Raw genomic sequence first — 25,103 nt, 5'->3', positions numbered from 1 at the left:
TGGGCTGTGGTGTGAGGCCAACCCGGGCGCGCCCGGATGGTTCGGTCGCGCCTTCAGCGGACGCGCGCCTCGCGCCACGCCGTCCAGGGCCAGCGCAGGGGTTCCCCGCCGGCCGCCGGCGCGATCGAGACCGTCGCGGTCCGGCCGCTCACCAGCCGCGGATCCGCCGTGCCGCCGTCGAGGCTGATCCGCACCGGGATGCGCTGGGCGAGGCGCACCCACGAGAAGGTCGGGTTCACGTTCGCGAGCAGGTTGGAGGCGTCGCTGCGGCCGGTCTCGCCGATGCCGCCGGCGATGCTGGCGACGTGGCCGCGGAGCGCCCCGTCCTCACCCATGAGCTCGACGGTCACGGGCGCGCCGACGCGGATCCGCGGCAGCTTCGTCTCCTCGAAGTAGCCCTCGACCCGGACGGTGTCGCTGTCGATCAGCGCCATGACGCCGCGTCCGGTGGTGACGTAGGCGCCCGGCCGCAGCTCCATGTTGGTGATCCGGCCGTTGACCGGGGCGCGCACCGCCGAGCGCTCCAGGTTGAGCTTGGCGAGGTCGCGATCCGCCAGGCCCTGCTCGTAGGCGGCCCGCGCCGACAGGTCGGCCGCCTTGGCGGCTTCGACCCGCTGCTGCGACACCGCCGCGTCGGAGAGCCTGCTGTAGCGGGCGTAGTCGGCCGCCTCCTGCTCGGCGGTCGCCTTGCGGCCCTCCACCATCGCCTCCGCCTGCCGCAGCCCCAGGCGGAACCGGTCCGGATCGATCCGGAACAGGATGTCGCCCTTCCGCACGACCTGATTGTCCTCCACCAGCACCTCGGTGACGAGGCCGGAGACGTCGGGGGCCACCGCCACCACGTCGGCGCGCACGCGCCCGTCCCGGGTCCAGGGGGCGTCCATGTGATAGTCCCACAGGCCGAGGCCGACGATCAGCGCCGCGGCGACCATGCCGAGGGTGACCAGGAGGCGGCCGAGGGCGGAGAACAGGGCGGTCATGGCAGGGTCCGGTGGGCGAGGGTCACGACGCCGCCGAGCAGGACGACGTAGAGGGCGAGGTCGAAGAGCGGTCGGTGCCAGACGAGGCGGTAGAGGCCGGTCGCCGCGAGCAGGCGGCGCAGCGGCAGGCCGAGGGCGAAGGCCAGCGCCATCCAGAGAGCGAGGCCCGGCACGAACACGCCGCAGAGGTCGATCTCGCCCATCATGCCGCCATCTCCCGGTGGTCCAGGGCTGGCGCCGCCCGGTAGGCCGGCGCGTCGGCGAAGAGCCCGCGGCGCAGGCCGGTGAGGCCGATCAGGGCGGCGCGCCGCTCCGGCGACGGGGCCGCGCCCGCGACGGCGTCGAGCGCCTCGTCCAGCGCCGCGAGCAGCGCCGCGTCCGGCCGGTCGGTCCGGCCGCGCAGCTGGCGCGCCGCCAGCGCGAGGACCCGGTCGACGGTGTTGCGGGCCGGGCCCGTCAGCCGCCGGCGCACCCGGCGGACCTCCACGAGGTTGATGCCCACCCGGACATCGGCCAGCAGGTCGCCCACGGAGGCGGACGTGTCCGCGGGCAGGCTCGCCAGCCGCGGCGCGATCAGGCCGACGCGGTCGAGCATGAGGGCCGCGAGTTCGAGCCCGTGGCCGGTGCCGCGCCCGTCCGCGGCGGCCGCGAGGCTGCGCCGGTTGATCCCGATCAGCCGCCGCGCGCTCCAGCCGGCGCCGACCGAGCGGATCACCCGGGTCACCGCGGCGGCGATCCACATGCCCACCACCGAGGCGATCACCCCGTTGGCGAAGGGCGCGAAGTCCCCGCTGTAGCCGTTCTGGAGGGCCAGCAGGGTCGCGCCGTTCAGCGCCGCGCCCATGCCCATCGGGGCGGTGCGCGGCTGCGTCATCATCAGGCCGCACAGGATCAGGGCCGGCGCGAGCGCGAGGGCCAGCATCTCGAAGGAGGTGGCGAGCGGCAGCACGGCGAACAGGTAGAGGCCCGCGCCGAGGGCGCCGACGATCGCCGAGTTGGCGAAGCTCAGGATCTGCGGCGCGGGATCGTCCTGCGCGGCGAACAGGCAGCAGGCGACCGCGCCCATCATCGGCGCCGCGGAGCCGTCCGGCCAGCCGGTGGCGATCCAGATGGTGCAGCAGGCGAGCAGGCCCGCGAACACCCCGAAGGCCGAGAACGCGGCCAGCCCGTGGTCCCGGTGGCGGATCGACCGGACGCGGGCCGTGTAGGCGAAGGCGAGCGGCGCGCGGGGCGCGGTGCCGGCCGCGAGGTGGCCGCGCAGTGCCCGCAGATCCTGGCGCAGGTCGATGACGTCGCGCAGGCGCGCCGCGAGGCTCGCGAGGAGGAGCGTGTTCCAGTCCGGCGCCCGGCCGAGGGCGGGCTCGAACCCGTCGATCCGGTCGCGCAGCCGCGCGGCGCGATCCGGATCGTCGACCTCGTCGGCGAGCCAGACGGCGAGGTCAGACAGGAAGGCCCGGACCCGCGCCGGAACCGCGCCGGCTTGCTCGAGGGCGGCGACGCGGTCCGCCACGGCGGCGACGATCGGCAGGACCATCAGCATGTGCTGACGGAGGGGCGCGAAGGCCTCGGCGGCGCGCTCCGCGCCCGTCGCCTCGTTGCGCAGGGCGAGGCCGAGGGCGTCGAGGCCGATCGCGTCCGAGGCGAGGCGCAGGCGCCGGCCCTGGCTCGGCCCAACGGTCTCCGGCGCGCGGGCGGCCGCGAGGGCGCTCCGGATCCAGGCCCGGGCCTCCGCCGACCAGTCGTTCAGCCGTCCGACGATGAGCGGGGCCGCCGATTGCGGCAGGATCAGCGTGGCGGCGAGGCTGGCGCAGACGATGCCGAGGGAGATCTCCTCGGCCCGCGCCACCGCCGTGTCGAAGATCGCCCCGGGATCGGCGACGGCGGGGAAACCGATCAGCGCCGCCGTGTAGCCGGCGAGCATCGGCAGGTAGCTCGCGGGGGTCCGGTCGAGGAGGGAGACGTAGAGGCAGAGCGCGACCCAGAGCGCCACCGCGAGGCTCAGCAGGAGCGGCGCGTTCACGAGGTTCGGCACCAGCACGACGCTGACCGCCGCGCCGAGCACGGTGCCGCAGACCCGGTACGCGGCCTTCGCGCGCGTCGCGCCGGAGAGGACCTGGCTGGTGATGTAGACGGTGCCGAGGGCCCAGTAGGGCCGCGGCAGGTCGATCCAGAGCGCGAGGTAGAGGGCGAGCATCGCCGCCGCGTAGGTCTTCAGCGCGAAGGCCCAGTCGCGCCATCCGGGGAGGGTCACGGCACCGGCTCCGGCTCGCGCGCGGCCCCGACGGCGGCGCGGCGCCGGTGGCGGCCGGTGGTCAGGAGGGCGTGGGTGTCGATCTGCTGCAGTCGCCCGCGCGTCGTCGGACCATCGATGCCGGTCACAACCTGATCCACCGTCGCGAGGAGCCGGCGAGGTCACCGGATCAATCGGCTCGCACGCCGATAGATAGCCTCATATCGATCTCGATTGAGGGATGTCGCGAGGGGGTCAGGGCTGCGTCAGATGAATGAGTTGACCCATAACTTGGGTTTGTTCTGCGGCAGGCGCATATGAGCCGGTCGCTTCACGGGGCGGGTCCGAACGCGCAGCCGCGGTCGCGGCGATCCCCGAGCCGCAGGCTGGATCCCGCAATCGCGTCGTCAGGCCGAGTGGCTGTTGTGGATCTGATCGAAGTCGAGGGACGCCGTGTCGATCACGATCTGCGTGCGGCTGATGACCTCGAGCTTGCGCAGGATCTCCGAGACGTGCGCCTTCACGGTCGAGTCGCCGACCTGGAGCTCGTGGGCGATCTGCTTGTTGAGCTTGCCCTGACGGATCATCATCAGGACCCGCAATTGCTGCGGCGTCAGCCGGGCGAGGCGCTCGGCCAGCGGCGCCTTCTTGGACCGGGGCGCGGGCGCGCCGGCCTCGGCGAGCCCCGGCGGCAGGAACAGCGCCCCGCTCATCACCTCGGTGATCGCCCGGGTGAGCGTCGCCTTGTCCATGGCCTTGGGGACGAAGCCCGCCGCCCCGTGCTGCAGGGCCTCGCGGACGATGCGCGGATCCTCGTGGCCGGAGACGATCAGGATCGGGATGCGCGGGAAGCTCGCCCGGATCGTGATCAGCCCGTCGAAGCCGGTGACGCCCCGCATCGACAGGTCGAGGAGCGTCAGGTCGATGCCGCGGTTCGCGGCCAGCACCGCGCAGGCCGCCTCGATCCCGTCGGCCTCGTGCAGCACCGCGTCCGGGTTTGCGAGGCGGATCGTGGCCGCCAGGGCGTCGCGGAACAGCGGGTGGTCATCGACGATCAGGAGATGCACGGAGACCTCGGTCCTTCGCTCGAGATCCTCACAGGATCCGCCGAATACGCGGGCGGGAGGTCCGAAGGTGATCGATGCGGCCCCGGGGCGCAAGCGGGTGTTGAGACGACAGCCCGGCCCCGGGACCTGGGCGTGCCGGCCCGCGGGGACCGGCACGCTTTCGGTTGCGGGCCCTCAGCGCGACGCCACCGTCTTCGGCAGCTTGAACGCCCAGAAGCTGCCGCCCTGGTTGATGCCGGCCGTCGACTTGGCGACCTCGCCGCCCCAGAGCGGCACCGCGCCGCCCCAGCCGGCCGCGACGCCGACCCACTGCTCGCCGTCCTGCTCCCAGGTGATCGGCGAGGAGACCACGCCGGTCCCGACCTGGAACTTCCAGACCTCCTCGCCGGTCTTGGCGTCGAAGGCCTTCAGGAAGCCCTCCGGTGTGCCGGTGAAGACGAGGTTGCCCGCGGTGGTGAGCACGCCGGCCCAGAGCGGGGCCTTGTTCTTGTACTCCCACACGACCTTGCCGGAGGCCGGGTCGATCGCCTTGAGCGAGCCGATATGGTCGTCGAAGACCGGCTTGATGGTGAAGCCGGCGCCGAGGTAGGCGGCACCCTTCTTGTAGTTCACCGGCTCGTTCCAGATATCCATGCCCCACTCGTTGGAGGGCACGTAGAACAGCTTGGTGTCGGGGCTGTAGCCGATCGGCATCCAGTTCTTGCCGCCGAGGAAGCTCGGCACCGCGAAGACCGACTTGCCCTTCTTGTCGTCGCCGGTCGCCTTGCTCGGGTCGCCGGGGCGGTTCTCCTCGTTGTAGATCGGGCGGCCGTTCTCATCGATGCCCTTGGCCCAGTTGATCTTCTCGACGAACGGCGTCGCCGAGATGAACTTCCCGTTGGTCCGGTCGAGGACGTAGAAGAAGCCGTTGCGGTCGGCGGTGGCGCCGGCCTTGATGGTCTTGCCGCCCTTGTTCAGGTCGAACGGCACGAACTCGTTGACGCCGTCGAAGTCCCAGCCGTCGTGCGGGGTGGTCTGGAAGCCCCAGACGATCTCGCCGTTGTCGGGGTTGAGGGCGAGTCGCGAGGAGGTCCACTTGTTGTCGCCCGGCCGGAGCCAGGAGTTCCAAGGGCCGGGGTTGCCGGTGCCGAAGTAGATCAGATTGGTCTCGGGATCGTAGGTGCCGCCGAGCCACGTGGCGCCGCCGCCGAACTTCCACATGTCGCCGGGCCAGCTCTCATTGACCTTGCCGGTCATGGTCGAGGGCTTGCCGTTGAGCTCGCCCATGTGGCCCTCGATGACGGGGCGCTTCCACACGACCTCGCCGGTCTCGGCGTCGCGGGCCTCGATGCGCCCGATCACGCCGAACTCGCCGCCCGACACGCCGGTGATGATCTTGCCCTTCACGATGATCGGGGCGGCCGTGTAGCTGTAGCCGGCCTTGAAGTCGTCGATCTCCTTCCGCCAGACGACCTTGCCGGTCTTGGTGTTGAGCGCGACGAGCTTGGCGTCGAGCGTGCCGAAGTAGACGTTGTCCTTGTAGAGCGCGGCGCCGCGGTTCACCACGTCGCAGCAGGGCAGGATGCCCTCCGGCAGGCGGGCGTCGTACTCCCACTTCTTCTCGCCGCTGCGGGAATCGATCGCGTACATGCGCGAGTACGAGCCCGTGACGTAGATGATGCCGTCCTTGACCAGCGCCTGGCTCTCCTGGCCGCGCTGCTTCTCGCCGCCGAACGAGAACGACCAGGCCGGGACGAGGCCCTTGATGTTGTCGCGGTTGAGCGTCTTCAGCGGGCTGAAGCGCTGGGCCTGCGGGCCGAGGCCGTAGGTGACCACGTCGCCGGGCGTCTTGGCGTCGTTGATGATGTCCTGCTCGGTGACCCCCTGGGCCATGGCCGGCAGGGCGCCGCCCGCCACGAGGGCGGCGACGCCCACCGCGGCGAGGAACCGGGTCCGCATTCTCATGACGTGTCCTCCGTGGTCGGCCCCGGTCCGTGTGGCCGGGGCATCCGGGTTTCGACGCGGGCCGCACGAGTCGCGGGGCGCCCCCTTGGAGGACGAAGCTATCGGGCTTCTCAGGAAAGTCTTATTGGCCATTGGTCCAATAAGGCCACTCTGCGGACCGGCAAATGCAGTGTATTCGTCGAGATCGGCGCTCGGATTGGCGCGAATCCGAGGGAGGTCTCGTTCGGGAGATCTGATGTTCGCTCTTGCCGTCATCGCGAGCGCAGCGAGGCGACCCAGGGCAGCACAGCATCCCACGATGGCGCGCTGTCTGGATCGTTTCGCTGCGCTCGCGATGACGGATGCGCTCAATACCCTTTCGGCGGCGCGTAGGTGACGCCGTAGCTCTCGCAGATCGCCCTGAGCCGACCCTCCGCGTTCAGTGCCGTGATCGCGTCCCCGACCGCGTAGGCGAGGTCGCGGGAATCGGTCCTCACCGCGCCGCCGATCTCCCAGCGCGTTTTCACCAGCCCCGTCGACGGGACCGTGGCGATCGGGTTGTCGTCCTTCGGGGCCTTCGCGGCGGACAGGGCCGCCTCGATCGCCGCGCGGCTCCCGGCCAGGATCGGCGCCTCGCCGGCGAGGTAGGCCTTCGCGGCTTCCTCGAAGCTTCTGTAATGCTTCAGGTTCGGGCGGAAGCGGCCGCCTTGGGCGGTCAGCAGCATCAGGTCGGCGGCGCCCGTACCCTCCAGCGCGACGCTCCGGTCGCCAATATCGTCGAGGCGGTCGAAGCCGTCCAGCGCGCCCTTGCGGTACGCGAAGGCGATCTCCTGCTCGAAGTACGGTGCGGTGAGGAACACCTGCTCGTTGCGCAGGGCGAGCTGCCGGTCGGTCGGCACGTGCAGCATCAGGTCGGCGAGCGGCGTGCCGGCGAGGTCGCCGCGCCACAGGGTCAGGCGTAGGTCGCCGTCGACGTTCTCGCCGGCGTCGACCACGCGCAGGTCGAGCTTCACCTTGAGCCTGTCGGCGATCGCGCGGGCGAGATCGACGTCGATGCCGCGGGGCCTGCCGGTCTCCTCCCCGGAGAACGGCGCGTTGTCGCCGTAGACCGCCACACGCAGGGTGCCGTCGGCCACGACCTGGTCCAGTGGGCGCGCGGCCGCCTCCGGCTGGAACCGGAGGGCCGCGAGCAGGCCGCAGGCGAGGAGGAGCCGCGCGCTACTCCTCATGCTTCGACTCGATGTAGCTCCGGATCGCCCACAGGCCCTCCTGCGAGATCACACCCTCGAAGGCCGGCATCTTGGTCACGCCGTTGATGACGGCGCCGTGCTTCATGCGCTCGACGAAGTACTCGTCGCCCTCCTTGCCCTGCGGCAGGTAGCGCAGGTCCGGGGCGAGGCCGCCGGAGATCATCTCCAGGCCGTGGCAGCGGGCGCAGTTCTGGTTGAAGCCCGAGGCGCCGATCGCGATGGCGTGCTTGTCGCCCTTGTAGGGGTTCTCGGCGACCCACTCGGCGCCCAGCGGCTTGAGGCCGTCGGTGTTGACCGGCTGGGGCTGGACGTCGCCGTGCCCGAGGGCGCCGCCGGCCGCCAGCGCCAGTCCCAGCGCCGCGAGCACGCCGCCCGCCGCCGTCTTCATCGTGCGCATCCGCCCCTCCCGTCGTCGTTGCACGACGGTTAGCAAGTACCGGGCTGCGGACCCATTATGCTTTGGTACGGATCGGCCAGATTAGCGCCATCGACGACTTGTGTTGCACTGCATCAAACCCGGTTTGTGCACCTTGGTCTAATATCGGAGAGCGCAACTCGGCTCCTAGACTCCCGGCCAAAGACGAGCGCCGCGGGGCTGGAGGAGACGGGCGGGGATGGTGTCCTCCGGTGCGCGGCGGCCCGGGATGCGCGGCGGGCCATGGGCCGGCCTGCGGCGCGCCGTCGTGCTGGCGGCCGTGGCGGCCATGGCGACCCTGGCGCCGGTCGCGCAGGGGCGGGCCGAGCCCGCGCCGGCAGGCCCGCCCCTGACGATCCGCTACCTGGAGCGGCGGGTCGAGCGGCCGGCGCCGCTGAACAACGAGGACCCGATCCCCGACGACGAGGGCGCCAAGGGCGCGGAACTCGGCCTGCGCGATTCCAACGCCACCGGCCGGTTCCTGGGCCTCGGCTTCGACCTCGGCACCACGATCGTCGAGCCGGGCGCCGACATCCGCCAGGCCTTCCGGGACCTCGCCGACCGGCGCTTCGTGGTGCTCAACGCCCCGGCCGCCGACGTCCTCGCCCTGGCCGACCTGCCGGAGGCGAAGGGCAGCGTGCTCCTCAACATCGGCGCCCCGGACACGCGCCTGCGCGACGCCGATTGCCGAAGGAACCTGCTCCACGTCCTGCCGTCCCGCGCCATGCTGTCCGACGCGCTGGTGCAGTTCCTGGCGTTCAAGCGCTGGTCCCGGATCCTGCTGGTGACCGGGCCGGCGCCAGGCGACGCGCTCTTCGCCGAGGCGTTGCGGAGCAGCGCGAGGAAGTTCGGCGCGCGGATCGTCGCCGAGACGCGCTACGACCCGCAGGGGGGCGACGTCCGCGACACGGCCCTGCGCGAGTTCGCCCTGCCGACCCGCGGGCCCGAGCACGACGTGGTCGCGGTGGCCGACGAGGCCGGCGCGTTCGGCGCGAGCCTCAACTACAACACCGCCTCGCCCCGGCCCCTCGTCGGCACGCAGGGCCTCGCGCCGGCCGCCTGGGGTCGGCCCGTCGAGGCCTGGGCCGCCGTCCAGCTCCAGGGGCGGTTCCGGAAGCTCGCCGGCCGCGCCATGCGGCCCGTCGACTGGGCCGGCTGGATGGCGGTGCACGTCGTCGGCGAGGCGGCCGTGAAGGCGCGCAGCACCGACCCCGCGACGGTCCGCGCCGCCCTGACGGCGCCCGGCTTCGAGATCGGCGGCTTCAAGGGCCGCCCCCTGAGCTTCCGCGCCTGGGACGGGCAGCTGCGCCAGCCGGTCTTCCTGCTCTGGCCCGGGGCCGTCACCGCGACGGCGCCGATCGAGGGCTTCCTCCACCACCGCACGGAACTCGACACGCTCGGCCTCGACGCGCCCGAGAGTGCCTGCCGCGCCTTCTCGGGGACGTCAGAATGACCCGGCTCGCCGCCCTCGCGCTGCTGCTCTGCCTCGCGGGCCCCGCGCGGGCCGAGGAGATCTTCGTCTCGAACGAGCGCGACAACACCGTCTCAGTGATCGACGGCGACAGCCTGGAGGTGCTGCGCACCTTCCCGGTCGGCCGTCGGCCCCGCGGGCTGACCTTCTCGCGCGACGGGCGGTCGCTCTACGTCTGCGCCAGCGATTCCGACGCCGTGCAGGTGATCGACCCGGAGACCGGGCAGGTCCGGCACGACCTGCCCTCGGGCGAGGATCCGGAGCAGTTCGCCCTGGCGCCGGACGGGCGCACCCTGTTCATCGCCAACGAGGAGAACGCCACCACCACGGTGGTGGACGCGCAGACGCGCAAGGTTCTGGCGCAGATCGACGTCGGCATCGAGCCGGAGGGCGTCGCGGTCAGCCCGGACGGGCGCACGGCCGTCACGACCTCCGAGACGACCAACATGGTCCACTGGATCGACACGCAGACCCTCGCGGCCGTGGACGCGACGCCGGTCGGGCAGCGACCGCGCTTCGCCGCCTTCACGGCCGACGGGTCCCGGCTGTGGGCGTCCTCGGAAATCGGCGGCACCGTGTCGGTGATCGACGTCGCCACCCGCGCGGTGATCGCGACGATCGAGTTCGCCGTGAAGGGGATCGCGGCCGACCGGATCCAGCCGGTGGGCATCCAGATGGCCAAGGACGGGCGCCACGCCTTCGTGGCGCTGGGGCCGTCCGACCGGGTCGCCGTGGTGGATACCGCGACCTACCGGGTGGAGAGCTACATCCTGGTCGGCCGCCGGGTCTGGCAGCTCGCGCTCAACGCCGCGGGCACGCGGCTCTTCACCACCAACGGCGTCTCCGGCGACGTGACGGTGATCGACGCCGCGACGTTCCGGCCGATCAAGACCGTGAAGGTCGGCCGCTTTCCCTGGGGCGCGGCGGCGCGGCCGATGCCTTCGGCGCAGGCGACGGACGGGCGCGCCGCCGGTGCGGTGCCGTGACTCGTCCGCAGTCCGGAGCGCGGGTCCCCTGTTCCGTTCGGAAGCGGGACAAGGTGAGGGACGTGCGGCATCCGGGACAGGCTCTCCCGGCCCGCACGTCGACAGCGTGCTCCATCCTCGACGTCCCGATCCCTCACCCTGTCCCTCTCCCGAACGGGACAGGGGCCCGGTCGCGCACTGTCGCCGGCGTCCGTGCTCGGTCCGGATGGGTGACCGACGCGGCCAGGGGCGGAGGGAGGGATAAGGCGCGGCCGCTGCGGAGCGCAGCGTCTCCCAGGCCGCCCGCGCCGCGCACCGCCCTGGCCCGGGGCGCGAGCCTGCTCCTGCGCGCCGCGCTGCTCCTTCTCGCCCTGCTCCTGCCGACCCTCCCGGCCCGAGCCGGCCAGCTCGATCGCGCGGGCGTCGAACGCCACTTCCCGCCCCCGCTGGTGGTCGGCGAGAAGGACGACAGGCTCCCGGTCTGGCCGATCCTGAAGCAGCAGGCCGGGTCCTACGAGGTCTTCGCCTACGCGTTCGAATCCGTCGACCTCGCACCGATCCCGGGCTTCGGGGGCACGCCCCCCGACCTGTTGATCGCGCTCGCCCCCGACGGGACCTTCCGGGACGTGACGGTGCTCGCGCACCACGAGCCGGTCTTCCTCGAGGGGCTCGGCCCGGAGCCGCTCCTCGCCTTCGTCGAGCAGTATGCCGGCCTGTCGGCCCGGCAGGCGATCCGGGTCGGGCGGCCCAACGCGCGGGCCGCCGGCGCCGCGCCGCAGACCACCGTCGACGGCATCTCCATGGCCACCGCCTCGACCCGGGTGATTAACCAGTCGATCCTGGCCTCGGCGCTGGCGGTCGCCCGCGCGAAGCTCGGCTTCGGGGCGGCCAATGTCGGCCTGAAGGTCGAGGCGAAGCTCGACCTCTACGAGCCCCTGACCCTGGCCGAGCTTCTTGCCCGGGGCTGGGTTCGGCGGTTGACGGTCACGAACGCGGACGCCGCCGCGGCCTTCCGGGGTACCGGCGTGGCCGATCCGTCCGAGGGTCCGGCCGACGCCGTGCTGACCGACCTCTACGTCGCCGCCCTGGACCCGCCCTCGATCGGCCGCAACCTGCTGGGGTCGGCGCGCTACGACGCGCTGATGCGCGAGCTCGGTCCCGGAAACCACGCCGTGATGGTCGTCAGCGCCGGGCCGGAGGACGCGCCCGAGAACCCGGTCGGCGACCGGTTCGTGCTGGGCGCCGTCCCCGACCGGCTGGCGATCGGCCAGGCCGGCCTGATCGTGAACGCCCGCGACATGGCGGTGGAGCGCCGCGACGCCGGCCTCGCCGAGGGGCTGCCGCCCGGCCCCTGGACGATCCTGCGGATCGACCAGGCCGCCGGCTTCGACCCGTCCGCGCCCTGGGTGCTGACCGAGACGATCGTCCGCGAGCGCGGGCAGATCCTGTCGGAGAAGATCGCCCGGACCTTCACGGTCGAGACCGCCCTGCCCGCCGACCTGTTCACGCGGGTCCGGCCCGATGACGGGCCGAGCTGGACCGACCCCTGGCGGGCCCGGGCGCCCGAACTCGCGCTGATCGGGCTGATGCTCGCGGTGCTGGTGCCGGTCCTGAGCCGCCAGCGCGGGCTGGTGGCGGACCAGCGCCGCTTCACCCTCTTCCGCCTCGGCTTCCTGGCGCTGACCCTCGGCTTCGTCGGCTGGTACGCGCAGGCGCAACTCTCGATCGTGACCCTCGTCGGCCTCGTGCGGGCCGCCACCGTGACCCACGACCTCGCCTTCCTGCTCTACGACCCGCCCTCGCTGGTGCTCTGGGCCTTCGCGCTGGCCGCCCTGGTCGCCTGGGGGCGCGGCACGTTCTGCGGCTGGCTCTGCCCCTTCGGCGCGCTGCAGGAACTTGTCGCGCTGCTCGCCCGGCCGCTGCGCATACGCCCGGTCGCGGTGCCCCCCGGCCTCGACCGGGCGCTGCGGTCGCTGAAATACGTCGTGCTGGCCTGCATCCTCGGTGCCGCCGCCGCGGGGTCGCCCCTCGCCGACAGCGTCTCAGAGGTCGAGCCGTTCAAGACCGCCATCACCCTGTACTTCGTCCGGGCGTGGCCGTTCGTCGCCTACGCGGCCGGGCTGCTGGTGCTCAACCTGCTCGTCTACAAGGGCTTCTGCCGCTACCTGTGCCCGCTCGGCGCCGCCCTCGCCCTCCTCGGGCGGGTCCGCGTCCTCGACTGGATCCCGCGCCGGGCGGAGTGCGGCTCGCCGTGCCAGCTCTGCAAGGTTCGCTGCCGCTACGGCGCCATCGCGCCCTCCGGCCGGGTCGACTACGCCGAGTGCTTCCAGTGCATGGAGTGCGTGACGATCATCCACGATCCCGGGCAGTGCGTGCCGCAGGTCGTGGCGCGCAAGCGGGGCCGCCGCGCCGCGCCCCGGCCGGTGACCGTCGGATGAGCGCGCCGCCGCCCTTCGCGCCGGCCCGGCGCCGGCTCCTCGTCGGGGCCGCGGGGCTGGCCGCGCTCGGCGGCGTCGCGGCGTTCCGCGCCGCCGCGGCGTCGCGCGGGCTGGCGCTGCGCACCCGCGCCGGCCTCGCCTTCGGCACCACCGTGGCCCTGACCGCCGCCGGGCCCGACCCGTCCGCGGTCGAGTCTGCGCTCGACGACGGGTTCGCGGCGATGCGCGCCGTGGAGGCGGCCGCCAGCCTGTTCCGGGCCGACAGCGCCCTGGCCCGCCTCAACCGGGACGGGTCCCTCGAGGCGCCCGACCCGCACCTGCTCGCCCTGCTGCGCTTCGCCCTCGCCCTCGCGGCCGAGACCGGCGGCGCCTTCGACCCGACCGTCCAGCCGCTCTGGCCGGTCTGGGCCGGCGCGGCCGCCCGCGGCGAGCGCCCCGGGGCGGAGGCCCTGCGGGGGGCCCTGTCGCGGGTCGGCTGGCGGCGCGTGCGGGTCGCGACGGACCGGATCGTCCTGGAGCCCGGGACGGCCCTGACGCTGAACGCCTTGATCCAGGGCTACGCGGCCGACCAGGTCATGGCGGCTTTCCGGGCGCGCGGCATCGACGACGCCTTCGTGGATACCGGCGAGTTCGGTGCTGCCGGCGCGCATCCGGACGGCACGCCCTGGCGCCTCGGGCTGGCCGATCCCCGCCATCCCGGCGACATCGCCGCCGTCATCGCCCCGTTCACCGGCTTCGCCGCGACCTCGGGCGACTACAACATGAGCTTCTCGGACGACCGCACCGACCACCACATCTTCGACCCGGCCACCGGCCGGTCGCCGCGCGGCCTGTCGTCGGTGACGGTCACCGCGCCGACGGGGCTCGTCGCCGACGGGCTGTCGACCGCCTGCATGGTCCTGGGCCGCGCGCGCGGCGCGGACCTCGTCGCGGCCCGTCCGGGCTGCGCCGTGCGCTTCACCGGGAAGGGCTGACACATCCGGCCCCGTCGCGAGGGGCGAGGCCCGAACCGCGGCGCGCGCCCTGCCCTCGCGGAGCCGATGGCTCTACGGAGGGTCCGATCCGCGGCGCAGGCCCTGCATGCGCCCGGACCGGAGAGGATTGTCAGGAGAACGCGCGTGACGGAGGCGACCGGGCCGTACTGGCCGGCGGATGACTGGGCGGAGCAGGACCCGGGTGCGGCGGGGCTCGATGCCGGGCGGCTCGCGGACGCGGTGGCGTTCGCGCAGGCCCACGAGAGCGCGTGGCCGCGCAGCCTGTACTATCCCGACGGGCGCTACGTCGGGATCGTCGAGTGGAACGAGACGGGGCCCTGGAGCGCCGTCGACGGGCCGGTGCGCCCGCGCGGCGGCCCGGCGGGCGTGATCCTGAAGGGCGGCCGGCGCGCCGCCGCCTGGGGCGACACGGCCCGCCCGGACATGACCTTCTCGATCGCCAAGAGCTACCTTGCGGTGCTGGCCGGCCTCGCCCACGACGACGGCCTGATCCCCGATGTCGACGCGCCGGTGCGCGACAGCGTACCCGACCCGCTCCTCGACGGCCCGCACAACGGCGCGATCACGTGGCGCCACCTCCTGCAGCAGTCGAGCGAGTGGCAGGGGACCCTGTTCGGCAAGTCCGATCAGGTCGATCATTTCCGGCAGATCGGCCCGAGCGCCGACAACAGCCGCAAGGGCCAGGCGCGGGCGCTGCGGCGCCCCGGCACCTACTACGAGTACAACGACGTCCGGGTGAACCTGCTATCGTACTGCCTGATGCGCCGCTTCGGCCAGGCCCTTCCGGACGTGCTCCGCGAGCGGATCATGGATCCGATCGGCGCCTCCCGCGACTGGGCGTGGCACGGCTACGACACGGCCTGGGTCGCGGTCGACGGCGCGCGGGTCCAGTCGGTCCCCGGCGGCGGCCACTGGGGCGGCGGCCTGTTCATCGGGGCCGACGACCACGCCCGCTTCGGTCTCCTCGTCGCCCGCGGCGGCGCCTGGAACGGGCGGCAGCTCCTCTCGGAGCGCTGGATCCGCGCCATGCTGACGCCGTCCCCGACGCTGGACAGCTACGGCTATCTCTGGTGGCTGAACCGCGGCGCGGCCGCCAAGCCGCAGCTGCCGGCCTCGGCCTTCAGCGCCCTCGGGGCGGGCAACAACGTGATCTGGTGCGATCCCGAGCACGACCTCGTCGCGGTCCTGCGCTGGATCGACAAGGCGGCCCTCGACGGCTTCCTGCTGCGCCTCGTGGCGGCCCTGCGCCCGTAGGCGGGCCGGCGGCGCTAGCGGCCCCGGACGTGATCGACGAAGCTCCGGAGGACCGGCCGCATCTGGCGGCGGCTCGGGTAGTAGAGGAAGAAGCCCGGGAAGGGCGGGCACCACGCGTCGAGGACCCGGATCAGGCGGCCGGCCGCGATGTCGGCCGCCACCTGCGCCTCGAAGAGGTAGGCGAGGCCGGCGCCGCCGCGCGCCGCTTCGGCCACCAGCCCGTCATCGTCGAGGACGAGGGTGCCGGTGACCGGGATCGACTGGGCGATCCCGTCCTTCTCGAGTTCCCAGAGGTAGAGGCCGCCGCTCGGGAAGCGGCGCCGGACGCAGACATGCCGGTGCAGGTCCTGCGGGTCCGCGGGCGTCCCGTGGCGGGCGAGATAGTCCGGCGCGGCGACGATCGCGCCGCGCTGCGGCGGGCCGAGCGGCACCGCGATCATGTCCTGGTCCAGGCTCTCGGCGAAGCGGACGCCGGCATCGAACCCCTCGGCGACGATGTCGCGGAAGCCGTCCTGCGCGCGGATCTCGATCTCGACGCCCGGATGCGCGCGGGTGAATGCGACGGCGAGCGGCACCAGCAGCATCTCGGCGGCCGACCGCGGCACCGAGATCCGCAGCCTCCCGGTGAGCCGGCGCTCCGCGGCGGTCGCCACCTCGACCGCGTCGGCGATCGCCGCGAGGGCGGGCTCGAGACCGTCGAGCAGGCGCTGGCCCGCCTCGGTTGGGGCGACGCTGCGGGTCGTCCGCGCGAGGAGGCGCACGCCGAGGCTCGCCTCCAGGCCGTTGATCGCGTGGCTCACCGCAGAGACCGAGAGCCCGAGATCGCGCGCGGCGCCGCGGAAACTCCGGCGCGCCGCGACCGCGGCGAAGAGCGACAGGGCGGGGAGGTCGGCGCGTCTCACTGTTGAGCTGCATAGAACAGCCTGCGCCGCAGGTCACGGATTATCGCCGCCGGCGCCCCGTGCGAAGTCCGGCCCGCATCACGGGAGGCCCGCATGGATCATCGCCGACTCGGAACCGAACTCACCGTCTCCGCCCTCGGCCTCGGCTGCATGGGCATGAGCTACGCCTATGGCGGCCAGCCCGAGGGCGAGGCCACCGCCACGCTGCGACGCGCCGTCGACCTCGGCATCACCCTCTTCGACACGGCCGAGATGTACGGCCCCTTCGAGAACGAGAAGCTGGTGGGCAAGGCCCTGGCGCCGGTCCGCGACCGGGTGATCATCGCCACCAAGTTCGGCTTCAAGATCTCCGAGACCGGCCAGGGTCCCGACCGGATCATCGGCGTCGACAGCCGGCCCGAGCACGTCCGGGCGGTCTGCGACGCCTCGCTCCGGCGCCTCGGCGTCGACGTCATCGACCTGTTCTACCAGCACCGGGTGGACCCGGCGGTGCCGATCGAGGACACGGTCGGCGCCATGGCCGATCTCGTGCGGGCCGGCAAGGTCCGGGCGCTCGGCCTGTCCGAGGCCGGCGCGGCCACGATCCGGCGGGCCCACGCGGTCCACCCCATCGCCGCCGTGCAGAGCGAGTACTCCCTCTGGAGCCGCGATCCCGAGGCCGAGGTGCTGCCGACCTGCCGCGAACTCGGGATCGGCTTCGTGCCGTACAGCCCCCTGGGGCGCGGACTCCTGACCGGCGCGATCCGCGACCGCGACAGCCTCGCCGCCGACGATTACCGCCGCACGATGCCGCGCTTCGCGGCGGAGAACCTCGCGGCCAACCAGCGGCTGCTCGACACGCTCGCCGCCCTGGCGCGCGACAAGGGCGTCACGCCGGCCCAGCTCGCCATCGCCTGGGTGCTGAACCAGGGCGACTTCATCGTGCCGATCCCGGGCGCCCGCAAGATCCGGAACCTCGAGGAGAACGCGGCGGCGGCCGGTCTCGTCCTGGCCGAGACCGACCTGCGGGCCATCGCGGACGCGATGCCCGCCGAGGCGGTGACCGGCGACCGCTACGGCGCGGCCGGGCTGGCGATGGTCGGTCTCTGAGCCGTCAGAGCGCCGCGATGGTCTCGGCCACCGCGCGCGCCCGCGGCACGAGGCTTCCCACCTCCAGGTACTCCTCGGGCGAGTGGGCCTTGCCGCCCACCGGGCCCACGGCGCAGAGCGTGGGGCACCCGACGCTGGCGGTGAAGCCCGAATCGGCGCAGCCGCCTGCGAACTCGCCGGTGACGGGGTTGCCGCCCTCCGCGCTCACCCTTGCGTAGGTCTCGAACAGGGCCCGCGAGGCCTCGTCCTGCACGAGCGGCAGGAACTCGCCCTTGATGGTGAGATGCGCGGTCGTGTCCGGCACCGTCGATCCGGCTACGATCGCGGCGATCCGGTCCATGGCGGCCTCGCGGTCGGGCGGGGTCACGTAGCGCAGGTCGATCTCGCAGGTCACCCGGGGCGCCACGGTGTTCACCGACTGGCCGCCGGAGACCAGGCCGACATTCACCGTGATGCCGCGCGCGAGATCGGTGATCGCGTGGAGCGCGACGGTCTTGTGGGCGAGCTCCAGGATGGCGCTGCGCCCGTCGGCGTAGTTGCCGCCGGAATGGGCCGCCCTGCCGAGCACCTCGAGGTGCATGAACACCCCGCCCTTGCGGCCGGTGACGACGTTGCCGGTCGGCCGCCCCGGCTCGGAATTCAGCACCGCGCGGGCGCCCCGGGCGGTCTCCTCGATGATCGGCCGGCAGGCCGGCGAGCCGATCTCCTCGTCGCTGGTGAACAGGCCGACGAGCGGCACCGGCGCGCCGCCGGCGCGGTGATAGGCGGCCAGAACGAAGGCGTTCATCACGAGGCCCGCCTTCATGTCGGCGACGCCCGGCCCGTAGGCGCGGCCGTCGGCGACCCGGAACGGCCGGCGGGCCGGCTCCCCCTTCGGGAAGACGGTGTCGCGGTGGCCCATGAGCACGACCGGCCGGTTGCCGCCGCCCGATCCGGCCACGCTCGCCTTCAGCGCGTCGCCGTAGCCGTCCACCGGGATCGTGGTGACCGGGATGCCGTGGCCGGCGAGGAACTCCGCGATGCGGATGCCGACCGCGTCGACCCCCGGCTTGTCGTAGGAGCCGGAATCGATGTTCACGAGCTCCTCGAGGAGCGCCAGCATCGCGCCCTCCTGCCCGTCGAGCCAGCGGAGGACGTCGGTGTCATGGGCGGTCATGGAGGCCTCGTACCGGGGTCAGCAGGATTGCGCAGACCGTCTTTGCGAGCGCAGCGAAGCAACCCAGCGTCGCGCAACCTCTGGCAGCATAGCGCGGACTGGATTGCTTCGCTCCGCTCGCAAAGACGGCGCCGCTTCCGAACCGGACGTGGGTGCGATCGGCGGCGGCTATTCCACAGTGACCGACTTGGCGAGATTGCGGGGCTGGTCGACGTCTTTCCCCATGAACACCGCCGTGTGGTAGGCGAGCAGCTGGATCGGCACCGCGTACACGATCGGCGCCACCGTCGGGTCGAGCGCCGGCATGGTGAAGGTCGCGAGCGTGTCGAGCCCGTGCTCGGCCGCGCCCTTGGCGTCGCCGATCAGCACGATGCGCCCGCCGCGGGCGGCCACCTCCTGCATGTTCGAGACGGTCTTCTCAAACACCGCGTCGTGCGGCGCGATCACGATCACCGGCACGCTCTCGTCGATCAGCGCGATCGGCCCGTGCTTCAGCTCGCCCGCCGCGTAGCCCTCGGCGTGGATGTAGCTGATCTCCTTGAGCTTCAGCGCGCCTTCCAGCGCCATCGGGTAGCTGGTGCCGCGGCCGAGATAGAGCACGTCCCGCGCCTTCGCGACCTCCCGGGCCAGACCCTCGATCGCCGCCTCGTGGGTGAGCGCCTCGGCCATCAGGCCCGGCGCCTTGATCAGGCCGTCGATCAGCCGCCGCTCGCCCGCCGCGTCGAGGGTGCCGCGGGCGCGGCCCGCCGCGATGGCGAGGCAGAGCAGCACGGTGAGCTGGCACGAGAACGCCTTGGTGGAGGCGACGCCGATCTCCGGCCCGGCCAGCGTCGGCATCACCACGGAGGATTCCCGCGCGATCGTCGAGGTCGGCACGTTGACCACGCTCAGCGTGTGCTGGCCCTGGGACTTCGCGTAGCGCAGGGAAGCCAGGGTGTCGGCGGTCTCGCCCGACTGCGAGATGACCAGCGTCAGCCCGTCCTTCTCCAGCGGCGCCTCGCGGTAGCGGGCCTCGGAGGCGACGTCGATCTCCACCGGCAGGCGCGCCACCTGCTCGAACCAGTACCTGGCGACGAGGCCCGCATAGTAGGCCGTGCCGCAGGCGGTGATGTAGACGCGGCTGAGCTTGGCGAAGTCGAAGGGCAGCGCCTCGGGCAGCGCCACCCGCCCCTGCGCCATATCGACGTAGTGGGCGAGCGTGCGGCCCACCACCTCGGGCTGCTCGTGGATCTCCTTGGCCATGAAGTGGCGGTACTCGCCCTTGTCGATCCGGTAGGCCTGGGTGGCGATCGTCTGCCGGGCGCGCTCGACCGTGGCGCCCGACGCGTCGCGGATCTCGGCGCCGCCCCGGGACAGGATCGCCCAGTCGCCCTCGTCGAGATACGTGATGGCGTCGGTGAACGGGGCGAGCGCCAGGGCGTCGGAGCCCAGGTAGGTCTCGCCCTCGCCGAAGCCGATGGCCAGCGGCGCGCCGTGGCGGGCCCCGATCAGCAGGTTCTCCTCCCCGGAGAAGAGGAAGCCCAGCGCGAAGGCGCCGCGCAGCCGCGGCAGGGCGGCGGCCACGGCCTCCACCGGCCCCATCTGCCGGTCCATGTTGCGGCTGACGAGCTGGGCGACGACCTCGGTGTCGGTCTCGGTCTCGAAGACGACGCCGTCGGCCTCCAGCTCCTGCTTGAGCTCGCGGAAATTCTCGATGATGCCGTTGTGCACGACGGCCAGGCGCTTGGTGGCGTGCGGGTGGGCGTTGGTCTCGTTGGGCCGGCCGTGGGTGGCCCAGCGGGTGTGGCCGATGCCGATCGTGCCGGTGAGCGGCTCCTGGGCGAGCCTGGCCTCCAGGTTGACCAGCTTGCCCGAGGCCCGGCGCCGCGCCAGCCGGCCGTGCTCCAGGGTCGCGATGCCGGCGGAATCGTAGCCGCGGTACTCGAGCCGCCGCAGGGCCTCGATCACCTGCCCCGCCACCGCGTCGCGCCCGACGATGCCGACGATGCCGCACATAGGAGTGTCTCTCGCTGTCGCGCCCGGATGGCCGCGCGCAGGTCGTGCGCAAGGTCCGGGCCGCCCCGCGCCGTGCGGGGCCGAGCGGGACTTCTACCGGATCGGCACGGCGCAGGGCCAGCCCCGCCCGCGCGGCGTGCCGGGCTTCACGCCTTGCCGCGACGCGCCTTCTCGGCCTGCAGCGCCGCGCGCTTCTCCCTGGCCCAGCCCGGCTTCACCGCCTGCCGGCCCCGGGCCACCGCCATGGCGTCGGCCGGCACGTCGTCGGTGATCACCGAGCCGGAGGCGACGTAGGCCCCCTCCCCCACCGAGACGGGGGCGACCAGGGCCGAGTTCGAGCCGATGAACGCGCCCGCGCCGATCGTGGTCCGGTGCTTCAGCACGCCGTCGTAATTGCAGGTGATCGTGCCGGCGCCGATATTGGCCTTGGCGCCGACCTCCGCGTCGCCGAGATAGGTGAGGTGCGCGGCCTTGGCGCCGGCACCCATCCGGGCGTTCTTCAGCTCGACGAAATTGCCGAGCTCCGCGCCGGCCTCCAGCACGGCGTGGCCGCGCAGCCGCACGAACGGCCCGATCTTCACGCCCGCCTCCAGGCTGGTCTCGGTGAGATGCGCGAAGGCCCGCACGGTGCAGCCCTCCGCGACCCGCACGCCGGGGCCGAACACCACGTTGGGCTCCACGATCACGTCGCGCCCCAGCACCGTGTCGTGGCTGAGGAACACCGTCTCGGGGGCGATCAGCGTGGCGCCCCCCAGCATGGCGCTGCGGCGCAGCTGCGCCTGGATCGCGGCCTCCGCGACGCTGAGCTGCACCCGGTCGTTGACGCCCTGCGCCTCGGCCTCGTCCACCGGCACGACCGTGACGGGCAGCCCGTCGGCGACGGCGAGCGCCACCGCGTCGGGCAGGTAGTACTCGCCGGCGGCGTTGTCGTTGCCGATGCGGGTGAGCAGGGCCAGGGCGTGCCGTCCGGCGAGCGCCATCAGCCCGGCATTGCACAGGGTCACGGCCCGCTCGGCCGCGCTCGCGTCCTTCTCCTCGCGGATGGCGAGCACGCGGTCGCCCTCGGTCAGCACCCGCCCGTAGCCGGAGGGTGTCGCCGTCTCGAAGGCCAGCACGGCCACCGCGGCGCCGTCGGCCAGGGGCGCGCGGAGACGCAGGAAGGTGTCGGCCGAGACGAGCGGCGTGTCGCCGAAGGCGATCACCACGTCGTCGTCGGGGTCGGCCAGGATCTCCCGGGCGGCGAGCACCGCGTGGGCGGTGCCGAGGCGCTCGGCCTGCGGGAAGACTCGGGCGCCGGGGGCGGCCCGCGCGATCTCGGCGGCGACGTCGTCGCGGCCGGGCTCGGCCACCACGGCGATCCGGCCCGCGCCCGCCGCCTGGACGGCGGCCAGGACGTGGCCGAGCATGCTGCGCCCGGCGATCCGGTGCAGCACCTTCGGCAGGTCCGAGCGCATCCGCGTGCCCTTCCCGGCCGCGAGCACGATGGCGGTGAGGCTGCGCGAGGGCGTTCCGGTCGGGGTCATCGCAGGTCCAGGCATCGATCGAGGGCCGAGACGGATGGGCCGGACGGGCGCCCGGCGCAACCCCGTCCGGGCCGATCAGCGCAGCGCCAGGGCGACGTGCTGGCCCGAACCGTGGGCGAAGCGCTCCCGGCGGCGCTCGATCGAGCTCGGGATCCGCAGGGATTCCCGGTACTTCGCCACCGTGCGCCGGGCAATGTCGACGCCCTCCCCGCGCAGCTTCTGCACCAGGGCGTCGTCGGACAGCACGTCGTCCGGCGTCTCGCCGTCGACGAGCTGCTTGATGCGGTGGCGCACCGCCTCGGAGGAGTGTGCGGCGGCGCCGGCCGCCCCGGGTATCGCGGCGGTGAAGAAGTACTTCATCTCCAGGGTCCCGCGGCTCGTGCCGATGGCCTTGTTGGAGGTGACCCGCGAGACGGTCGATTCGTGCATGCCGATCGCCTCGGCCACGGTCTTGAGGTTCAGCGGCCGCAGGTGGGTGACGCCGTGGACGAAGAACCCGTCCTGCTGGCGGACGATCTCGGTGGCGACCTTCAGGATGGTGCGGGCGCGCTGCTCCAGCGAGCGGGTCAACCAGTTGGCGTTCTGCAGCGCCTCCGACAGGAAGGCCTTGTCGCCCTCCGCGGCGGCGTTGCGCGAGACGCGGGCGTAGTAGCTCTGGTTCACCAGGACCCGGGGCAGCGCCTCGCTGTTCAGCTCGACCAGCCAGGAGCCGTCCGGCGCGGCGCGCACGAACACGTCCGGGACGAGGACCTCGACGGCGCTCGACCCGAAGGCCCGGCCGGGCTTCGGATCCAGGCGGCGGATCTCGCCCAGCATGTCGACGAGATCCTCGTCGTCGACGCCGCAGAGCCGGCGCAGGGCCGCGAAATCGCGCTTGGCCACGAGGTCCAGCCGCGAGACCAGCGCCTGCATCGCCGGGTCGAACCGGTCGCGCTCGCGCAACTGGATAGCGAGGCACTCGGCGAGGTCGCGGGCCGCGATCCCGGGCGGGTCGAAGGTCTGGACCAGCGCCAGCATCCGGCCGACGAGGGCCGGGTCGGCGCCGAGCCGCTCGGCCACGCCCTCCACCGTCTCGCGCAGGTAGCCAGCCTCGTCGACGGCGTCGATCAGGAAGCCGCCGATCAGCCGTTCGGCCGGCTCCCGGGTCGCGAGGTCGAGCTGGCCCGCGAGGTGCTCGCGCAGCGAGGTCTCGGCCGTGAGGGTCGCCTCGAAATCGGGCGCCTCGGCGTCGAAGCTGCCGCCGGTGCTGCCGTAGGGCGGCGGCGTCAGCGAGAGCATGTCGCCCCCGCCCGCCTCGCGCGCCTGGACGGGGCTCTCGTCGGGAAAGACGTTGTCGAGGCGCGTGTCGAAGTCGCTCTCGATCTCGCCGCGGCTCGGGTTGAGGTCGGCCGAGAGCCACGAGTCGGGCTCCGGCGCGTCGAAGCCGTCGGTCCCCGCCTCCTCGGCATGGCTGCCCGATTCGGCGGATTCGCCCGCACCCGGCAGGTCCGGCTCGGCGCGCTCCAGCAGCGGGTTGCGTTCCAGCTCGGCCTCGACGTAGGCCGAGAGATCGAGGTGCGAGAGTTGGAGAAGCTTGATCGCCTGCAGAAGCTGCGGCGTCATCACCAGGGCCTGGCCCTGACGCACTTCCAGCCGTTGCACCAAACTCATGCGAGGCCCCGATGCCCTTCCGGCGCGGTTCGCCAGCCGGAGCCACGCTGCTCACGGCATGGTTCTTGCTTGCTCCGTCGCACTTTCTGTAACGCGATCCGACCCGCGCGTCAAAGCGCGACCGTGCACGCCGCTGTTGGCAAGTGCTCGTGGCAAGTGCTCGGCGCTTCGGGACTCGCCGCACCCCCATCACATCCCGATCACATCGCGATCCGGCACCCGGCAGTCTGCGGGCAGATCTTAAAGGAAGGTTTGCGCATTAATCCGCGCGCGGTTGCCAGGACATCCGAAATCCGTCCCTAAAGCTTTGTCTGATTGCAGACGCTTCCCCTGCTAGATGCAATATCCGCTCGCTATTGCGTGGTGATCCGAGCATGGCTCGGGGATGCGCCGCGGTTCCCGCACGAGAGTCGGAGCGCGGCGATCGATCTCTGCGTACGCGTTTGCCGATGCCGCATCAGAACCGCCTTCTGGCCGCCCTATCCGAGGCGGACGGCGCACTGCTCGGGCCTCATCTGGAGGCGATCGACCTGCCCCTCGGCAAAGTGCTCGTCGAGCCGGCCGCCGCGATCCCGCACGCGGTCTTCATCGACACCGGCCTGTGCTCGGTGGTGTCGACCCTCGCAGAGGGCGGCCGCATCGAGATCGGCCTGTTCGGACGCGACGGCATGGCCGCGCCGGCGCTGCTGCTCGGAACCGACACGATCCCGTACCAGATCTTCATGCAGGTCGCCGGCCGGGGGCGCAGGATCTCCGTGCCGGTCCTGCGCGACGCGCTGAAATCCAGCCCGTCGCTGCGCAACCTGCTGCTGCGCTACGTCCAGACCTTCCTGGTCCAGGTCGCCCAGACCGCGATCGCCAACGCGGGCGCGCCCGCCGAGGAGCGGCTCGCGCGGTGGCTCCTCATGTACCACGACCGGCAGGACGGCGACGACCTGTCGGTGACGCACGAGTTCCTGTCGATCATGCTCGGCGTGCGCCGCCCGACCGTCACGGTCGCGATCCACACCCTGGAGGGCGCCGGCCTGATCCGCGCCCGGCGCGGCCGCATCCGGGTCCTGAGCCGCACCCGCCTGGAGGAGGCCGCCGGCCAGACCTACGGCCCGGCCGAGGCCGAGTACGAGCGCCTGATCGGCCCGCTGCGGCGGCCTCAGAGCACGCTGGCGTAGGGGACTTCGGCCACCACCGCGCCGGCCTCGTCGGTGATCACGAAGGTGTCGGCGCGCCAGCCGCGCGGCGCGCCGTAGACGTGCGGCAGCCGGCGCATCTCGCGCAGGATGTCGCGCGCGAGGTGCTCGGCCGCCGTCCGATCGGGCAGCTCGTCGCCCTCCCGATCGGCGATCAGCGCGCCGTGCCGCCGGACGTTGAGGAAGAAGCGGGGCAGATCACATCCCCTTCGAGGATCGGCCAGCGGGGCCTTCGGGGCGCCCGTCGAAGACCGCGTGCCGCGCCATCGGGAACGGCGTCGCGGGCCTGAGCGGCGTGTCGGATCGGCGCGAACCACGCCGCGCGGGGACCGGCCGCCGAGTGTCCGCCCAGACGGGCGGCCCGCGCAAGGGCAACCCGCGCGAGGGCGGCTGCGGCAGTTCGCGCACCGACGGGTACCGGGCCGACCGCGCCGGCCATATCGTACTTTCGTGCAGAGGGTTCGGGGCCGGATCAGTCCGGCCGCACGCGCGGCGTCTGTCCACACTCATACATTTTTCTGAGGGCGGGTGGATCGCGGCCCGCGCGGCCGCGTTCTCCGCGCGGTCGCCGCGGCACGAGGATCCGGCGGCCCGTCGCGCGAGGCCGTGCGGC

Annotated in this window: 21 protein-coding genes; 7 read left to right on the top strand and 14 right to left on the bottom strand. The window is 72.9% G+C overall.

Annotation, left to right across the window (positions count from 1 at the left end; translation table 11 throughout):
• Window positions 1-53: 53 nt before the first annotated feature.
• The 8 genes from ACLBYG_RS27095 to pedF form a co-directional block, all read right to left on the bottom strand.
• Complete coding sequence (locus ACLBYG_RS27095; RefSeq protein WP_447683511.1) at window positions 54-980, bottom strand: efflux RND transporter periplasmic adaptor subunit; 927 nt, start codon at window positions 978-980, stop codon at window positions 54-56.
• Entirely contained in the window at window positions 977-1,186 is a 210-nt protein-coding gene (locus ACLBYG_RS27090; protein WP_026605231.1) for a DUF1656 domain-containing protein, read from the bottom strand. The genes ACLBYG_RS27095 and ACLBYG_RS27090 overlap by 4 nt, the downstream gene beginning before the upstream one ends.
• Window positions 1,183-3,231, bottom strand: coding sequence for an FUSC family protein (locus tag ACLBYG_RS27085; RefSeq protein ID WP_447683510.1), 2,049 nt, complete (start codon window positions 3,229-3,231; stop codon window positions 1,183-1,185). Before ACLBYG_RS27085 ends, ACLBYG_RS27090 begins: the two co-directional genes overlap by 4 nt.
• Window positions 3,228-3,359: a hypothetical protein gene (locus ACLBYG_RS27080; protein WP_280141651.1), complete on the bottom strand. Its 132-nt coding sequence runs from the start codon at window positions 3,357-3,359 to the stop codon at window positions 3,228-3,230. Before ACLBYG_RS27080 ends, ACLBYG_RS27085 begins: the two co-directional genes overlap by 4 nt.
• Before the next feature lie 258 nt (window positions 3,360-3,617).
• The gene (locus ACLBYG_RS27075; protein ID WP_091676553.1) at window positions 3,618-4,277 is read right to left on the bottom strand and encodes a response regulator; all 660 of its coding nucleotides are present in this window, start codon (window positions 4,275-4,277) and stop codon (window positions 3,618-3,620) included.
• Between the two features lie 174 nt (window positions 4,278-4,451).
• Window positions 4,452-6,221 carry a PQQ-dependent methanol/ethanol family dehydrogenase gene (locus tag ACLBYG_RS27070; protein WP_056527719.1) on the bottom strand — a complete coding sequence of 590 codons (1,770 nt, stop codon included), beginning with the start codon at window positions 6,219-6,221 and terminating at the stop codon, window positions 4,452-4,454.
• 347 nt (window positions 6,222-6,568) lie between these two features.
• A complete protein-coding gene (locus tag ACLBYG_RS27065) occupies window positions 6,569-7,429 on the bottom strand; it encodes a substrate-binding periplasmic protein (protein WP_447683509.1) in 861 nt (286 codons plus the stop codon).
• Window positions 7,419-7,847, bottom strand: a complete 429-nt coding sequence (pedF, locus tag ACLBYG_RS27060) for a cytochrome c-550 PedF (protein ID WP_244526752.1) — start codon at window positions 7,845-7,847, stop codon at window positions 7,419-7,421. The genes ACLBYG_RS27065 and pedF overlap by 11 nt, the downstream gene beginning before the upstream one ends.
• Window positions 7,848-8,064: 217 nt before the next feature.
• On the opposite strand from pedF, the gene ACLBYG_RS27055 reads away from it, so the two are divergent.
• The 5 genes from ACLBYG_RS27055 (at window position 8,065) to ACLBYG_RS27035 (ending at window position 14,988) form a co-directional block, all read left to right on the top strand.
• Window positions 8,065-9,318: an ABC transporter substrate-binding protein gene (locus ACLBYG_RS27055; protein ID WP_447683508.1), complete on the top strand. Its 1,254-nt coding sequence runs from the start codon at window positions 8,065-8,067 to the stop codon at window positions 9,316-9,318.
• On the top strand, window positions 9,315-10,322 hold the full coding sequence (locus ACLBYG_RS27050; RefSeq protein ID WP_447683507.1) for a YVTN family beta-propeller repeat protein: 1,008 nt from the start codon (window positions 9,315-9,317) through the stop codon (window positions 10,320-10,322). Before ACLBYG_RS27055 ends, ACLBYG_RS27050 begins: the two co-directional genes overlap by 4 nt.
• Window positions 10,323-10,639: 317 nt before the next feature.
• Window positions 10,640-12,739 (top strand): 4Fe-4S binding protein, encoded by a 2,100-nt coding sequence (locus tag ACLBYG_RS27045; protein ID WP_447683523.1) that lies wholly within the window; start codon window positions 10,640-10,642, stop codon window positions 12,737-12,739.
• Entirely contained in the window at window positions 12,736-13,713 is a 978-nt protein-coding gene (locus ACLBYG_RS27040; RefSeq protein WP_091676569.1) for an FAD:protein FMN transferase, read from the top strand. The genes ACLBYG_RS27045 and ACLBYG_RS27040 overlap by 4 nt, the downstream gene beginning before the upstream one ends.
• A gap of 144 nt (window positions 13,714-13,857) precedes the next feature.
• Window positions 13,858-14,988, top strand: a complete 1,131-nt coding sequence (locus ACLBYG_RS27035) for a serine hydrolase domain-containing protein (RefSeq protein WP_447683506.1) — start codon at window positions 13,858-13,860, stop codon at window positions 14,986-14,988.
• 14 nt (window positions 14,989-15,002) lie between these two features.
• Here ACLBYG_RS27035 and ACLBYG_RS27030 read toward each other — a convergent pair whose 3' ends face one another.
• On the bottom strand, window positions 15,003-15,890 hold the full coding sequence (locus ACLBYG_RS27030; RefSeq protein ID WP_447683505.1) for a LysR family transcriptional regulator: 888 nt from the start codon (window positions 15,888-15,890) through the stop codon (window positions 15,003-15,005).
• 93 nt (window positions 15,891-15,983) lie between these two features.
• Between ACLBYG_RS27030 and ACLBYG_RS27025 the strand changes: the two genes are divergently transcribed.
• Window positions 15,984-16,979 (top strand): aldo/keto reductase, encoded by a 996-nt coding sequence (locus ACLBYG_RS27025; RefSeq protein ID WP_427509035.1) that lies wholly within the window; start codon window positions 15,984-15,986, stop codon window positions 16,977-16,979.
• Between the two features lie 4 nt (window positions 16,980-16,983).
• Here ACLBYG_RS27025 and ACLBYG_RS27020 read toward each other — a convergent pair whose 3' ends face one another.
• The 4 genes from ACLBYG_RS27020 to rpoN form a co-directional block, all read right to left on the bottom strand.
• Window positions 16,984-18,135, bottom strand: coding sequence for a M20 family metallopeptidase (locus tag ACLBYG_RS27020; RefSeq protein WP_447683504.1), 1,152 nt, complete (start codon window positions 18,133-18,135; stop codon window positions 16,984-16,986).
• Between the two features lie 168 nt (window positions 18,136-18,303).
• Window positions 18,304-20,130, bottom strand: coding sequence for a glutamine--fructose-6-phosphate transaminase (isomerizing) (glmS, locus tag ACLBYG_RS27015; protein ID WP_056527748.1), 1,827 nt, complete (start codon window positions 20,128-20,130; stop codon window positions 18,304-18,306).
• Between the two features lie 146 nt (window positions 20,131-20,276).
• On the bottom strand, window positions 20,277-21,653 hold the full coding sequence (glmU, locus tag ACLBYG_RS27010) for a bifunctional UDP-N-acetylglucosamine diphosphorylase/glucosamine-1-phosphate N-acetyltransferase GlmU (protein ID WP_447683503.1): 1,377 nt from the start codon (window positions 21,651-21,653) through the stop codon (window positions 20,277-20,279).
• A 75-nt stretch (window positions 21,654-21,728) separates the two neighbouring features.
• The gene (rpoN, locus tag ACLBYG_RS27005; RefSeq protein ID WP_447683502.1) at window positions 21,729-23,303 is read right to left on the bottom strand and encodes an RNA polymerase factor sigma-54; all 1,575 of its coding nucleotides are present in this window, start codon (window positions 23,301-23,303) and stop codon (window positions 21,729-21,731) included.
• 449 nt (window positions 23,304-23,752) lie between these two features.
• On the opposite strand from rpoN, the gene ACLBYG_RS27000 reads away from it, so the two are divergent.
• Window positions 23,753-24,472, top strand: coding sequence for a Crp/Fnr family transcriptional regulator (locus ACLBYG_RS27000; RefSeq protein WP_447683501.1), 720 nt, complete (start codon window positions 23,753-23,755; stop codon window positions 24,470-24,472).
• Here ACLBYG_RS27000 and ACLBYG_RS26995 read toward each other — a convergent pair.
• Complete coding sequence (locus ACLBYG_RS26995) at window positions 24,454-24,807, bottom strand: DUF6894 family protein (RefSeq protein ID WP_447683500.1); 354 nt, start codon at window positions 24,805-24,807, stop codon at window positions 24,454-24,456. The genes ACLBYG_RS27000 and ACLBYG_RS26995 overlap by 19 nt on opposite strands.
• Window positions 24,808-25,103: the final 296 nt, after the last annotated feature.

The organism is Methylobacterium sp. D53M (genome assembly GCF_053345625.1).
The sequence above is the reverse complement of the archived record's forward strand: the minus strand, read 5'-3'. Positions and strand labels throughout refer to the sequence as shown.